The organism is Halovulum sp. GXIMD14794, assembly GCF_054457455.1.
This window is the reverse complement of sequence record NZ_JBTLNF010000003.1, coordinates 644,921-659,102: the sequence shown is the minus strand read 5'-3', so window position 1 is coordinate 659,102 and position 14,182 is coordinate 644,921. Positions and strand designations below refer to the sequence as shown.

At 62.4% G+C, this 14,182-nt stretch carries 10 protein-coding genes; 2 read left to right on the top strand and 8 right to left on the bottom strand.

Going from position 1 to position 14,182, the window contains the following annotated elements:
• Positions 1-2: 2 nt before the first annotated feature.
• The 6 genes from ACW9UR_RS05390 to ACW9UR_RS05365 all read right to left on the bottom strand — a co-directional run bounded on the left by ACW9UR_RS05390 (position 3) and on the right by ACW9UR_RS05365 (position 8,820).
• Entirely contained in the window at positions 3-2,756 is a 2,754-nt protein-coding gene (locus tag ACW9UR_RS05390; RefSeq protein WP_458915894.1) for an aminotransferase class I/II-fold pyridoxal phosphate-dependent enzyme, read from the bottom strand.
• A 42-nt stretch (positions 2,757-2,798) separates the two neighbouring features.
• Positions 2,799-3,767: a carbon-nitrogen hydrolase family protein gene (locus ACW9UR_RS05385; RefSeq protein WP_458915893.1), complete on the bottom strand. Its 969-nt coding sequence runs from the start codon at positions 3,765-3,767 to the stop codon at positions 2,799-2,801.
• A 90-nt stretch (positions 3,768-3,857) separates the two neighbouring features.
• Positions 3,858-4,280: a universal stress protein gene (locus ACW9UR_RS05380; RefSeq protein WP_458915892.1), complete on the bottom strand. Its 423-nt coding sequence runs from the start codon at positions 4,278-4,280 to the stop codon at positions 3,858-3,860.
• A 12-nt stretch (positions 4,281-4,292) separates the two neighbouring features.
• Complete coding sequence (locus ACW9UR_RS05375) at positions 4,293-7,052, bottom strand: TRAP transporter permease (protein ID WP_458915891.1); 2,760 nt, start codon at positions 7,050-7,052, stop codon at positions 4,293-4,295.
• 99 nt (positions 7,053-7,151) lie between these two features.
• Entirely contained in the window at positions 7,152-8,114 is a 963-nt protein-coding gene (locus ACW9UR_RS05370) for a TAXI family TRAP transporter solute-binding subunit (protein WP_458915889.1), read from the bottom strand.
• A 136-nt stretch (positions 8,115-8,250) separates the two neighbouring features.
• On the bottom strand, positions 8,251-8,820 hold the full coding sequence (locus tag ACW9UR_RS05365; protein ID WP_458915888.1) for a cupin domain-containing protein: 570 nt from the start codon (positions 8,818-8,820) through the stop codon (positions 8,251-8,253).
• A 189-nt stretch (positions 8,821-9,009) separates the two neighbouring features.
• On the opposite strand from ACW9UR_RS05365, the gene gabT reads away from it, so the two are divergent.
• Both gabT and ACW9UR_RS05355 read left to right on the top strand, forming a co-directional pair.
• On the top strand, positions 9,010-10,416 hold the full coding sequence (gabT, locus tag ACW9UR_RS05360; protein WP_458915887.1) for a 4-aminobutyrate--2-oxoglutarate transaminase: 1,407 nt from the start codon (positions 9,010-9,012) through the stop codon (positions 10,414-10,416).
• 391 nt (positions 10,417-10,807) lie between these two features.
• Positions 10,808-11,383: a carboxymuconolactone decarboxylase family protein gene (locus tag ACW9UR_RS05355; protein WP_458915886.1), complete on the top strand. Its 576-nt coding sequence runs from the start codon at positions 10,808-10,810 to the stop codon at positions 11,381-11,383.
• A gap of 251 nt (positions 11,384-11,634) precedes the next feature.
• Here ACW9UR_RS05355 and bchO read toward each other — a convergent pair whose 3' ends face one another.
• Together bchO and ACW9UR_RS05345 are read right to left on the bottom strand one after the other, a co-directional pair.
• Complete coding sequence (gene bchO, locus ACW9UR_RS05350; protein WP_458915885.1) at positions 11,635-12,510, bottom strand: alpha/beta fold hydrolase BchO; 876 nt, start codon at positions 12,508-12,510, stop codon at positions 11,635-11,637.
• Positions 12,510-14,171, bottom strand: coding sequence for a VWA domain-containing protein (locus tag ACW9UR_RS05345; protein ID WP_458915884.1), 1,662 nt, complete (start codon positions 14,169-14,171; stop codon positions 12,510-12,512). Before ACW9UR_RS05345 ends, bchO begins: the two co-directional genes overlap by 1 nt.
• Positions 14,172-14,182: the final 11 nt, after the last annotated feature.

Here is a 14,182-nt window from a genome sequence, read left to right as displayed (position 1 = left end):
CTTCAGGATCTATCGTTGGTCAGCGCCTTGAGCGCTTCTTTCGTGAAAACCCGCAGACCGAGGTCTGCCCGGTAGCCATGAATCTCGCTCACGTCGAGCGCACGCATGAACGACAGGATCTCGGGGCTGATCACCTGGCCTGGTACGAGAATGGGAAAGCCCGGAGGATAGGGAATGATGAAGCTGGCCGAGACCAGTTCTTCGCCCTTCTCCAGCCGTTGCATCAGCTTGTCATCCAGATCGAGGTAGTCGCATTTCTCTTCGTCATAGGCGAGGAAGAAGGCGCTTCTTATGTCCCCCTCGGGCGTGTCGCCCTCTGCACGGAACGCGTCGTGGAAGTGGCTGAAATCCGGCAGCGGTGGCAGGTGTTCGACGAGTGCGGCCACTCGGTTCTCAAACGACCGGCGCTCCATCTTCGAGGCGTCGTCCAGAAGATCGTCCAGCTCGTTCGCAATCTCCACCAGCACCTCGATCAGGTAGGCGACCGACGAACGGGTGGTGCCGATGTTCGTCATGAAGAGAACGGTGTTGCGCGAGGTCTTGTTGATCTGGATCCCGTACTTGTCCATCAGGATCTTCGTCTTGAACGTGTCGCCGTCCCAACCGGTGCCGCCCACGGCAAGCGTGATCCGGGTCGGGTCGAGAACGAACTCGTCCTCTCCCCAGGTCTTCCACTTGTCAATCCAGCCTTCCTTGGGGTCGTAGTAGGACTCTATTCCACTCTGCCGATGCTCCTCGGGAATCATGTCCCCGGAGGTCAGCACCTTGAAATATTTCTGTAAGAGCGGATGCGTGGCGACGGCGCGGCGGATGGCCATGGCGCTTTCGACCTGGCGCTGAACGAACTCGAACCCCTCCAGTTCGACCTGACGCCGCCCCACGTCGAGCGAGGCGATGATCTGGTAGTTCGGCGAGGTCGAGGTGTGGGTCATGTAGGCTTCGTGAAACGCCTGCTCGACCTCTCCTTTGAAGTCCTGGTCGTTCACATGAATCATCGAGCCCTGACGGAGCGACGTCAGCGTCTTGTGCGTGGATTGGGTCGCGTAAGCCCGAACGCGGGCATCTGGAGGCGGCACGAGGCGGGTGTTGAGAAGCGTTTCCTCGTCGGCGCCGTCCAACTCCTTCTGCTGTGCCTCCCATGCCGCCGCCGCCTCCGGAGAGCGCAGCGTCTCGCGCAAATGGTTCGCCACGCCCATCGCGGTGCGCTGCCGATAGGTCGGCCCGAAACGCGCGAAGCCGAACCAGGCCTCGTCCCAAAGAAAGACGAGGTCCTTCTTGATGGCGAGGCATTCCTCCATGACTCGCTGCACGTTGTAGACCAGCCCGTCGAACGTGCAATTCGTCAGGAGCACCATGCGGACGCGATCAAGTTTGCCCGCTGCCTTGAGCTTCAGGAGATGGTGCTTGATCTCCCGCGTCGGGACAGCGCCGTACATCGAATATTGATGCAGCGGATAGCTGTCCATGTAGACGACATTGGCCCCCGCGAGCACCATTCCGTAGTGATGCGACTTGTGGCAGTCCCGGTCGACCAGCACGATATCCCCCGGCCGCACCAGCGCCTGAACGACGATCTTGTTGCAGGTCGACGTACCGTTGGTGGCGAAGAACGTGTGCTTCGAGCCGAAGGCCCGGGCCGCCATGTCCTGCGCCTCCTTGATCGGGCCACGCGGCTCCAGAAGGCTGTCGAGACCGCCGGACGTTGCCGAAGTCTCTGCCAGGAAGATGTTGGGCCCGTAGAACGCGCCCATATCCTGGATCCAGTGAGACCGGCTTATCGACTTCCCGCGCGAGATCGGCATGGCGTGGAAGACGCCGGTCGGCTGGCGGGAATACTCTTTCAGCGCGGTGAAAAACGGGGTCTTGAACCGCCGGTTCACACCCCGAAGGATATTGAGGTGAAGCTCCAGAAAGTCTTCCTGATTGTAGAAGACGCGGCGACAGAGGCCGAGATCCAGCCCGGCGATATCCTCGGCCGAGCGGTCCGTCACGAGATAGGCGTCCAGCTCGGGACGGATCTTGGCGATCAGGCGGCAGGTTTCAGGGCCGTATTCGGCCGGTTCGATCGCGTCGACCTCTTCGTCCTCGTTCACACGGTTCAGATACTGGCTAAGGATCGGCAGGTCGTTTCGGGACTTCAGCGTCAAGCCAGGCCTGACGACGACGGCCTGAACGTTGTGGTTGAAGAGAACGCCGATCAGCGCATCCTCGAGCGACGGAACCACGACGGCTTCGTAGATGAAGGGGTCCTCCGGCCGCCGCATGCGCTGAAGCGAGTGCCGCAGGAAACGCTCCTGATGCTCGTTCACTTCATCAACGATCAGCACCTCGAAGTACGGCCTTCCGAGTGCACGAGCGTCAGGCGCAAGCGAGGCTTCGTCTTCATAGTCCTCGTTGTCCATTTCGTCCGAGGACAGCGGAATCGTTCGGCGCCGATATGCACCGGAGGTCAGGGCACGCGCGATCCGTCGAACCGATACCGACAGATCCTCGATATTCCCGTTTTGCAGAAGCCTGCGCAGATTCTCGAATGCATGCGCACCGGGGAAGGCCCAGTAGCTTTCGATCGGCGAAAGCGCCTCGAAGAGCGACTCGGCCGAGGCCAGCAGTTTCTTGCCCTGCCGGCCCTGGGAGCCATGTCGATGAAGCCCTTCAGCCGCCTCGCGTAGTGCGCTCCAGCGATCTGCACGCAATTGGGTCGCGCTGTAGTAATCCCTGATGGACGGGAGGTTTCCCTCTGTGGACCGCACGTTCACGTTCGCCTCCTCTGATCGTTGGATCCGTACGGCGCCCGCGCGTCAGTCGGATCCTGTTTTGCCGTGGAACACGGAGAAGTTTTTTGCCGGGATGTCCGGCTGCTCGGTGTAGCCGAGCGCGGTTCGCGGATCGAATGCCCCAAGCCCCCGCGCCGACCCTTTCATTGGCGTCTCGAGTGGCCCCAGGGTTTTCAGATACGCGTCCGCGCCGCTGGACCGGTCATAGACCGAGAAGTCGACATCCCGATCCCGGAAGCTTTTCAGGACCTGTCCCAGACCCTTGAGACCGGTCTCCCGCTGGCGGCGTACCTGATCGAGATCGACCTCGATCGGGAACATGTCCTCTTGCCCTGCCGACTGGTGCAGCACGGTGGCCGAGGGATCCACGACAAGGGAGCGGCCGACGCCACCGGCGGCGAGCCCGTTCACGTCGAAGACGTAGCACTGGAACTGGGCTGCCGTAGCACGTGCGATGGCCAATTCGGCGTCGCGGTCGGTCGTCCCGGTCAGGACCGGGTGCAGCAGAACCTCGACACCCTGGCTGGTCAACTGGCGCGTGGTTTCGGGGAACCAGATGTCGTAGCAGATCGAAAGGCCGAACCGCCCAACGTCCGGCACGTCGAAGACGCAGAACTCGGTGCCCGCAGAAATCCCGCTTTCATAGGGCCGGAACGGAAACATCTTGGAATACTTGGCGACGATATCGCCATCGGGGTTGATCACCACCGACGTGTTGAAGATGCGCCCGTCCTCCTGCTTCTCGAACATCGAACCGGGAATCAGCCACACTTTGTAGCGCCGCGCGTCTTCCTGGAACTGCTGCAGAGCGTCATTCGGGAAAGGCTGCGCAAACCTGTCGAGCGGACCGAACGGCGCCAGTTCCGAGAACAGGACCATCTGGGTCCATGGGAAGCGCGCCATCAGGATATCGAGCCTATGGCGCATAGCCTCCACGTTGGAGTGAAGGGCTGCCACATGCATCTGCACGCCGGCGATCGCGAAAGGGGTCATCTACTCAAAGCCTCCAAAGGTGAGCCGCATCCGATATAGCGGATGCACACTGTGTCGACCCCCGCAATGCCCTTGCGCCGCATATCGCCTTTACCTGACGACAAGCACTGGACGGTCGCTGTGCCGGACCACCTTGTCCGCCTGGCTACCCACCAGCCAGGTCATCAACTCGTCGGGCGGGTGGGACGCCATCACGATGACGTTGGCGTTCAGGCGCTTGGCGTGATCGAGGACCTGTTCGGAGACGTGGCCATGACCGACATGTGCCACGGCGTTTCCGGACGGAACGTTGGCGGCAATGAACGCGTCGAGATCCGCCTTCATTTTCTGCAGCGCCTTCTCCTCGAAGCCCTCGGGGAGGAACGAAGCTATAGCCGCGGCGCCGAGATCGTGGACGATGCCGAGGATGTGCAGGGAGCCCCCTTCCCCGGCAAGGTCCAGCGCCATCGGCAGAGCCTTCTCCCAGGATGCCGAATGGTTCAGGTCGATCGGAAGTAGGATGGTCTTGGGCATCGGCTTGTTCCTTTACGCCATGGCTTCCGCCGGCTCCGACCTGCGGCGCTGCATCAGGACGACCAGCGCCAGAAGCAGCAGCGCCGGCAGATACATCAGGTACTTCGACGGTTGCGATGACGGCGCGAGGACCTCGACGATCTCCTGGTCCCAATCGAGGCCCGCCTTCTGCGCGGGACTGTCGAAGGTCACGTTGTCGATCATGATCTTGCCGCCGTTGTCGATGTACTCGACCCCGGACGCCAGCAGCCGGTCCGCGCCAGTCTCACCCTCGGCCACCGGCAGGAGCGCCGTGAACGTTACCGGATCCCCGACCGCGTTCATGCCATTGACGGTGAGCCGCAACTCCTCTCCGACAGCGGCATCCGCCATCGCAGCCTCGATCTCGGCCGGCGCGACGCTCTGGAACGGGGGCGCGACCATATCCATCCAGAATCCCGGACGGAACAGCGTGAACGCGATCAGAAGCAGCAACACCGTCTCGTGGATGCGGTTCCGCGCCAGGAACCAGCCCTGTGTCGCCGCGGCGAACAGCAACATCGCGATTGTCGCCGTTATGAACACGAAGATGCCCTGAGCCCATCCCACATCGATCAGCAACAGATCGGTATTGAAGATAAACAGGAAGGGAAGCGCCGCGGTGCGCAGCGAGTAGAAGAACGCGACCACGCCGGTTCGGATCGGGTCGCCGCCCGAGACTGCCGCGGCGGCAAACGACGCGAGCCCCACCGGTGGCGTCACGTCCGCCATGATCCCGAAGTAAAACACGAAAAGGTGCACGGCGATGAGCGGGACGATCAGCCCGTTCTGTTGGCCGAGCGTCACGATCACCGGCGCGAGAAGCGCCGAGACGACGATGTAGTTCGCCGTCGTGGGCAGACCCATGCCGAGGATCAGGGAAAGCACCGCTGTCAGGAACAGGATCGCGAGGATGTTCCCGCCCGACAGGACCTCGACCACATCGGCAAGTGCCGAGCCGACGCCCGTCTGGCTGACCGCCCCGACAATAATGCCCGCCGTCGCAGTCGCGATGCCGATGCCGATCATGTTCCGGGCACCCGCCTCGAGACCTTCCAGCAACTCGCGAAAACCGTGGTTCACCGCAGCACCGATGTCGCCCTCGCCCCGGAAGACCGCCTCGAGCGGCCGCTGGGTGATGAGGATGAAGATCATGAAGGCCGCGGCCCAGAAAGCCGAGAGTCCCGGCGACAACCGGTCGACCATGAGCGCCCAGACAAGAACAACCACGGGCAGCAGGAAGTGCAGGCCCGCACGGATCGTCGGCCCCGGAAGCGGCAGCTTGGTCACCGGCGCATTCGGATCTTCCATCTTCAGACGCTCTTCGCGGCAGGCGACGAAGAGCAGCCCGATGTAAACCGCGACCAGAAGTGCGAAGACGATATAGCCCGCGGACGCGCCGAAAACCGGGCGGATCCATCCCATGCCATAATAGACTGCAAAAGAGAGCGCGCAGATCACGGCGATGGTGAAGGCGAGACTGATCAGCCAGGCGACAACCGGCTTCGGCTCATACGCGCGGGGAAGCCCCTGCATGTTTGCCTTCATCGCCTCGAGGTGCACGATGTAGACCAGCGCGATGTAGCTAATGACCGCAGGCAGGAAGGCGTGTTTGACGACGTCGAAATAGGGTATGCCCACGTACTCGACCATCAGGAACGCCGCCGCGCCCATCACCGGGGGCATGATCTGTCCGTTCACCGACGAGGCCACCTCGACCGCGCCCGCCTTCTCGGACGAGAAACCGACGCGCTTCATCAGCGGGATGGTGAAGGTACCCGTCGTGACCACGTTGGCGATGGACGACCCCGAGATGAGGCCCGTCATCGCCGAGGACACGACGGCGGCCTTTGCGGGTCCACCGCGCATGTGACCCATCAGGCTGAAGGCAACCTGGATGAAGTAGTTGCCTGCACCGGCCTTATCGAGGAGCGATCCGAAGAGGACGAACAGGAAGACGAAGGAGGTCGAAACGCCCAAGGCGATACCGAAGACCCCTTCGGTGGTGATCCACTGGTGGTTGACGACCTCACTTAGGTTGTTGCCCTTGTGCGCGATGATCGATGGCATCAGCGGGCCGAGGAAGGTGTAGATCAGGAACACCGTGGCGACGATCATAAGTGCCGGGCCAAGCGCGCGGCGCGTCGCTTCGAGCAGAATCATCAGACCGATCACCGCGATCACGAAGTCGGTCAGGATCGGTGCGCCGACCCGCGTGGCGATCGCGTCATAGGCAAAGTAGAGGTAAAGCGAGGCAACCGCCCCGGCGATTGCGAGCGCCCATTCCCAAGGAGGCACCCGGTCCTTTGGCGATCCCAGTAGGACCGCCGCGATCACGGCGAGACCGACGACGGGGATCCACCAGATCGGTGTCCCCTCCTTCGCGCCGTAGATGAACAGGAACGTAAGGATGGCAGGGACGCCGATAGCGAGGACAAGCTGAACAGGTGAACGCGCTGCCGGATAGGCAAGGAACGCCAGGAACAGCGCGAAGGCCAGGTGGAATGATCGTGCTTCGGTGTCGTTGAAGACCCCGAAGCCGACCATGAAGGGCAGCGGCGATGCGATCCATAGCTGGAACAGCGACCAGACGATTGCCGTGACTGTGATCAGCCGGGCGATAAGGATCGACGGCGTTCGGCCACCGGTGTCGGCGGAAGCGACAAGTTCGTCGAGTTCGGATTGGCTGAGCCCGCCCTTGCCCGCGGCTTCTTTCTCGACACTGGCCGCCTCGAATTGCCGGTCATCTGTCATGTCGCTTCCCCTCTGGTCCCCGCGGCCCTGGGAGCCGCTCCCATTTATGTGGGCAGGCCCGCCGAAGCGGATCTGCCTTGGTTCAGGAGAGGTGTCGGATCAGTTGATCCATCCGCGTTCGCGGTAGTACTTCTCGGCACCCGGATGCAGGGGCGCCGAAAGCCCGTCGGCGATCATTTCCTCTTCCTTCAGATTCGCGAAGGCCGGGTGCAGGCCCTTGAAGCGGTCGAAGTTGTCGAAGACCGCCTGCACGACCGTGTAGACCACCTCGTCCGGCACACTGGCGGAGGTGACGAAGGTTGCCTTCACGCCGAAGGTCTCGACGTCGCTGTCGGTGCCGGCATACATGCCGCCGGGGATGACGGCCTTTGCGTAGTACGGGTTTTCGGAGACAAGCGTATCGATCGCTTCACCCGTGACGGGCAGGATCTTGGCCTCGATCGTCGAGGTCGCTTCCTGGATCGAGCCGTTCGGGTGACCGACTGTGTAGATGATCGCATCGACCTTGTTGTCGCCAAGCGCAGCCGATTGTTCGGCCGGTTTCAGCTCCGAGGCAAGCGAGAAATCAGCGTCCGACTTGCCCATGGCGTTCAGCACGACATCCATCGTCGCACGCTGGCCCGACCCGGGGTTTCCGACGTTGACCCGCTTGCCGAACAGGTCGGTGAAGGTTTCCGCGCCGCTGTCGGCGCGCGCCACCACGGTGAAGGGCTCGCCGTGGACCGAGAAGACTGCGCGCAGGTCACCGACCTGCTTGCCCTCGAACTCGGACGAGCCGTTGTAGGCGTGGTACTGCCAGTCGGACTGGGCGACACCCATGTCCATGTCACCCGCAGCAATGGCGTTGATGTTCGCGATCGAACCGCCCGTCGAAGGAGCGGTACATTTCAAATTGTGATCGGCCGTACCGCGATTGACGAGCCGGCAGATCGACTGGCCGACCACGTAGTACACGCCGGTCTGGCCGCCGGTCCCAATGGTAATGAACTGTTCCTGCGCCGACACCGCGGGGGCGGCGAGGGCAAGAGATGCGGCGATTGCCGCGGTGCTCAGGATCTTCATGACGTCTCCCTGACTATCCGTTTTTGCTCGACAGGTGCAGCCGGCAGACCGCCAGCTTATTGTTTTTCTTATGCTAGCCTCTTGTTCGTGGCGATCAACAGTGTTTCACAAATGATCGGCGAAAGCCGGGAGGCCGTTAGAAACTTGGCGGCGTACAGGCCGAAACGATCACGCAGCGCGTGTCTGCGATGTTGCGGAACCGGTGCGGAAGACGGCTGTCGAACAGATATCCATCGCCCGGATTGAGCACGCGAATCTGATCCGCCACCGTTATCTCGATGATGCCCTCGATGACGACGCCCGCCTCTTCGCCCTCGTGCGTCAGAAGGTCGGGGCCCGTATCCGATCCCGGAGGATAGGTTTCGTGAAGCACCTGCAGCGCATGTCGCGAGGCATCCCCCAGCTGGCGCAGCGACACTCGCATAGCGCCGGCGCCGAGCCCGATATCCTGCGGCGACAACTCGACGAACTCATCGGCACTGTAAAAATACTTGGGAGTGCCCGTATCCTCGACCTCCGAGAAGAACTCGGAAAGTGTCATCGGGATTGCGTCGAGCAGGCGCTTCAACGAAGCGACCGACGGGCTGGACTTGTTCTGCTCGATCAACGAGATCGCGGCGTTGGTCAGCCCTGCACGCCCGGCAAGTTCGCGCTGCGACATTCCACGCGCCTCCCGTACCGTCCTGAGCCTGCCGCCGATTTCCATTTGGCCTCACTTTAGATGTGGCAAGTATTTTTGACGGCGGATCGGCATTCGGTCAAGAAGTTTAACCCACTGATTTATCACGTTTATACACCAGACAGGGAATTCTGAATCGCTGATGGCGTGGCATTTGACAAGAATAATAGACACGTACTAATAATTCTCAACGCACCTGTCGCGAGGAGAATCGCAATGGCCACAGCCCCAAAAAAGCCCGTCAAATCGCGCGCGAATAAGCCTGCAAAGCAGGTCGCGCCGGTCCAGACCGAAGTGCCTGCCGTAGATGCCAGCAGCACCAATGCAGCCCTTTGGGCGCGCCGCGAGGCCGCGGTCGCGCGCGGCGTCGCCTCTGCTGCTCCGGTATTCGCCAAGCACGCCGAGAACGCCGAGCTTTGGGATGTCGAGGGCAAACGCTATATCGACTTTGCAGGCGGTATCGCTGTTCTGAACACCGGGCATCGCCACCCTAAGGTGGTCGAAGCCGCGAAAGCCCAGGAAGACCGCTTCACGCACACCTCGTTCCAAGTGATCCCCTACGAGCCCTATGTCGCGCTGGCCGAGCGGATCAACGCGCTCGCACCCGGTGATTTCACCAAGAAGTCGCTTCTGGTGACCACCGGGGCAGAAGCAGTCGAGAACGCCGTCAAGATCGCGCGAGCAGCGACCGGCCGCCCCGGCGTCATCGCCTTCACCGCGGGCTACCACGGCCGCACCCTCCTTACCCTCGGGCTCACGGGCAAAATGAACCCTTACAAGAAGGACGCGGGCCCCTTCCCGGGTGACATCTTCCGCGTGCCCTTCCCCAGCCAGCGCGACCGGATCACGGTCGAGGATTCGCTTCGTGCCCTCGAGACGCTGTTCCTGACCGACGCTCAGCCCGACCGGGTCGCAGCAATCATTCTCGAACCTGTACTGGGCGAAGGTGGATACCATCCGGTCCCGACCGAACTCTGGCAGGGGCTTCGCGCGGTCTGCGACAAGCACGGCATCTTGCTGATCTCCGACGAGATTCAGGCGGGCTTTGGCCGCACCGGCACCTGGTTCGCCATCGAGCATTCGGGAGTCGCCCCTGACCTCATCACCTTCGCCAAGAGCGTTGCCGGCGGCTACCCCGTTGCCGGCGTCGTCGGCCGGGCCGAGGTCATGGACGCGATGGCGCCGGGCGGTCTCGGCGGCACCTATGGGGGTAACCCGGTAGCCTGTGCGGCAGCCCTCGCCGCGATCGAAGCCATCGAGACAGAAGGGCTGCTTGCGCGCTCGACCGCGTTGGGTCAGACGCTCCGCGAGCGCTTTGCCGACATAGGCGCGCGCGTCGCCCCCTACCGCATGTGGGATATCCGCGGCATAGGCGCGATGCTGGCGGTCGAATTCGTTACCGATTTCGATACAGCGACACCGGATGCGACGCTGACCAAGTCGGTCATCGCAAACGCTCTCGAGCGCGGATTGATCTTGCTGTCTTGCGGGATGCACGGCAACGCAGTTCGGATCATGGTGCCTCTCACGGCCTCGGATGCAATCATCGAAGAAGGCATGTCCATCTTCGAAGCCGCTTTGGCCGACGCGGTCAGAGCCGAAATCCCGCACGCCGCTGAATAGAGCTCGCAGGCGACTGGGCGCGGCATCCACCGCGCCCAGTTCTGTCGTGCATCACTGGGGGAGGAAACGGACAGGAACCGAGAATGCTTGGCAATGAGGGGGAACCACCATGTCGAACATCTTACCGTGCTGCTGCGGTGAACCTGACCCGGTGGACTAGCCTGTAGGCCAATGCGGAAATGGCATCTGCCAGAATTGGTCAGTCACACCTGTTCCTGCCCGATGATGTACTGTTGCCCCCAAAGCGAACCAGGAACTGGTGAGATCGACGATCCCGACCTGAGGAACAGGGTCTTGCTGGACAATTAACTCGACGAATGTCTTGGCTGTCCTGCGCGCCGGGGAAGGCCCAACGCCAAATCCTTGGCCCGTCTTGATATTGCTACCAACCATGACATCCGAATCCACTTTCGACCCGATTCCCGATGACGCCTGGCCGGAGAGCGTCGCCGACCTGCGCGACGGCTTCGCCGGGCGCCTTAACGTCTACCGGACCATGGCCCATCACCCGGAATTGTTGCGGTCCTGGGCACCTCTGCGCGAGCATGTCGTCAACCAGACATCCCTTGGACCTGAATTCTCCGAGGTGGCGATACTGAGAACGGGACATCGTCTCGGATCGTCCTATGAACTCAACCAGCACATCGAGCGCGCCCGCAGGCGCGGCCTTGACGACTCACGCATCGCCGCGATCCTCGGGCCAGTAGACGCGATGTCTGCGCCCGACAGGCTTGTCTCGACTGCCGTCGATGAGCTCTTCGAAACAGCTAGGCTGTCAAAAACCGTTGTCGAAGACCTTTCTCGCCGATTCGGGAACACGGCAATCTTCGATCTCTTTGCGACGGTAGGTTTTTACTCGACCCTCGGCTTCATCCTTAACACCTTCGACACCCCACTGGACGAGGATATCGCCGAGCGGTTGCGGAGAGATCCGCTGGACCTGAGCAAAAACAGCCCCAGAGGGTAGATTTTATTCTTCTAGGACCGCGACCAAACTGGCGCGCGACTTTCGACACTTCATTACAACGCGGGCCACGCCGAGACGGACGTTTCCCCGAGTAGATTCGAGCGGTCCGGCCACGGCAGACAACCTCGCCTCAAAGGCTCCATAGTGCTTCGCTGCCGGCTGATGGTCCGCCTTGAGCATTCTCCACCTGATGGCGACCAGGCGAGGTGGCAAAGGAATTACTTTGGGCCGCGCTTAGGATGGTGGGTCCGTCAAAAACAAGACCTGCTAAGCCCATCACCCACGACAGGAAGCACATGATCCAGAACGGTCTTCGGATCCTCTTCTTGCATGAGATGTCCGAGACCGTCGAGTGAAATGACTTCGGCGTCAGGCATACGCGACGCAGCGCGACCGGAAACGCTCGGTGGAACGGTTCTATCCCTAGTACCGACGAGAAACACGGTGCGGATTTCAAGGCTCGGCAAGACCTGTATGAGGTCGCCGAGCTCCCAGTCCGCCATCATCTCGAGAGTTGCGTCGACGTGGGCGCGGTCGGATATCAAAGCCCGGTAGCAAGTGAGTTGGCACTCGGGGATCCGGCTCCCCGTCGCTTCCACAAGTCTGCGCACCTGGCCTCTTGACGAACAGATCCGCGCGAAGGCCGCGGCGGGCAATGGTGTCAGCGACAAGAGCCGTGCCATCACCGGGAAAAGGATCCCCGCCAGGCCGCCAAATCCTTCGAGCGCACCGTTCAGACTGATCACCCGACGGACGCCGGGCATCGAACGCGCGATTTCCAACGCGATGGCCGCACCGGCGGAATGACCGATAATCGTGGTGGGCGTCAGAGACTCGGCTTCGAGCAGAGCGCGAATGTCTGCAGCCATCTCGGGAAGACCGCACCGCCTGTTGCGACCTCGCACCGTGAAGCCCTGCCCCGGCAGGTCGAGCGCGAAAACCTTTCCATGTTGCGCAAGCGGCAGAAACATTCCGGCCCAGGTATGTGTGCTCGCCCCGGCCCCGTGCAGCAGGAGAATGCATTTCCCGATGCCGGCTTCCTGAACGTGCCAGCGGTGCGGCGCGACATCGAGGAAGCGGCTGCACTCGGCGTTCGGCCAGACTGCTGAGTATCTGGCCCAGTCCATCAGCCGAGCTCGTCAGCCACCAGCCGCGACAGGCGACGCGCGTCACTCACCGGAAGGGGTGCGTAGACCGCGCTCAAGCGCACAGCCAGATCCTGCAATTGGGGCTGCGGGCGACGGCTCACATCAACCACCAACGTCTCTACGCTCTTTGCCCGGATCGCGTCGGCTACTCCGAGCGCATCGCGGAACGCGTTCTCTCGGTCCGGAACGCCAACTCTCGGCATGTTTGCGCGTCCCTCCGCGAGAAGCACTATTGCAGGGGTCATCCCCCTGCCCCGCCCGGCCAGAGCCGTTCGCAGTGCCGCCTCCAGTCCGCTCGCAAGCGGTGTTGTTCCGCCACCGGGCAGAGCCGCAAGATTGCGGCGCGCCTGAACCAGCGAACGCGTGGGCGGCAGCAGCGCTTCCGCCCGGTCTCCCCGGTAGGCGATCAGCGCGACATGGTCGCGACGGGCGTAAGCTTCGGCGAGAAGGTACTCGACGGCCCCTTTCGCCTCGGCCAAGCGGCTTGCCGCGGCGGAACCGCTCGCGTCGACGGCAAACACCAAGAGCCGATCACTCCGATCTTCGTGGCGCGCATAGCGGATGTCCGCAGGTCGCACCTGAACCAGGTGCCCCGAAACCGCGCCTTGCCCGCGCCTGAGCATCTGCCATGGAGCCGCGGCGCGCAGGGTGGCCACGAGGTCGATCCTCGCGCTCTGACCTCCGCGATAAGGGCGAGACGGAAGAGGACGCCCGCGGCGATTGCCGCGCATACGCTCGCCGCTGCCGGATCCGCTCGCCAGTCCTTGACCAGGGCGCGACTGACGCAACCGGGCCAATACCTCTTCGGGCAGCACGGCGGAGATCGCCTCCAGCAAGACGTTCTCGGGCACGCTCTCGCCTTTGGCAACCTCGGGTTGCTCCTCCGACGCCGGATCTGTTGTTGATGCATCGGGACCGTCTTCCGGTTCAGGTAGATGCATAGCTCTCGGCGCCAGCACGAGTTGTGTCGCCAGGATCAGATCTTCCTCTTCTACACGCGCCCGGCCTGCCAGTGCGGCTGATGCACGCGCAGCGCGCACGGCCTGCAGCACCGGGCGCATCCTGAGGATTCCAAGCTGCCGAGCCAGGCCCACAACACTCTTCAGCGTCTCGTCCGGCACCTCCACGGTGGACAGACTTCGCGGATCACCGCCAATTGCAAACGGAGAAAATTCGGTGAACCCGCCACCGTCATCCAGCATCACCTGAAACGCCAACCGCTCGGAAAGGCAATCCGGCAGGGCCTCGTCGTCGATACCCTCGTCGAGCGCGATCAGCACGCTTCCTTCTCGCGCATCAAGGACCGCAGCCAGTCTTGCTGCCAGCGCACGCGGCGTCCTCTCCGCCATGGGCATTAGGTAGGTCGCAGTTTCGGCGCACAGCAAACCCCGGCTCTGGCATAGCCTGCCCGCCGAAAGCGAGCGGGTGATGTCCACGCCGCCGGACAACTGCTCCTCGGTCATTCCAGGGTGCAGGCGTAGGGAAGCGCCGACGAAGGAGAGAAGATCTTCCGCCAGTGCCGCTCCTGCCACATGATCGCAAGCCCGGATGGAGAAGAAATCCAGAAAGGCGGAAAGGTCGGCCCGAACCTCTACGGCGTCATCGGCCGCACTGCCGGCTCGCAAGCGGAATTCGCCCAATACTCGGATGC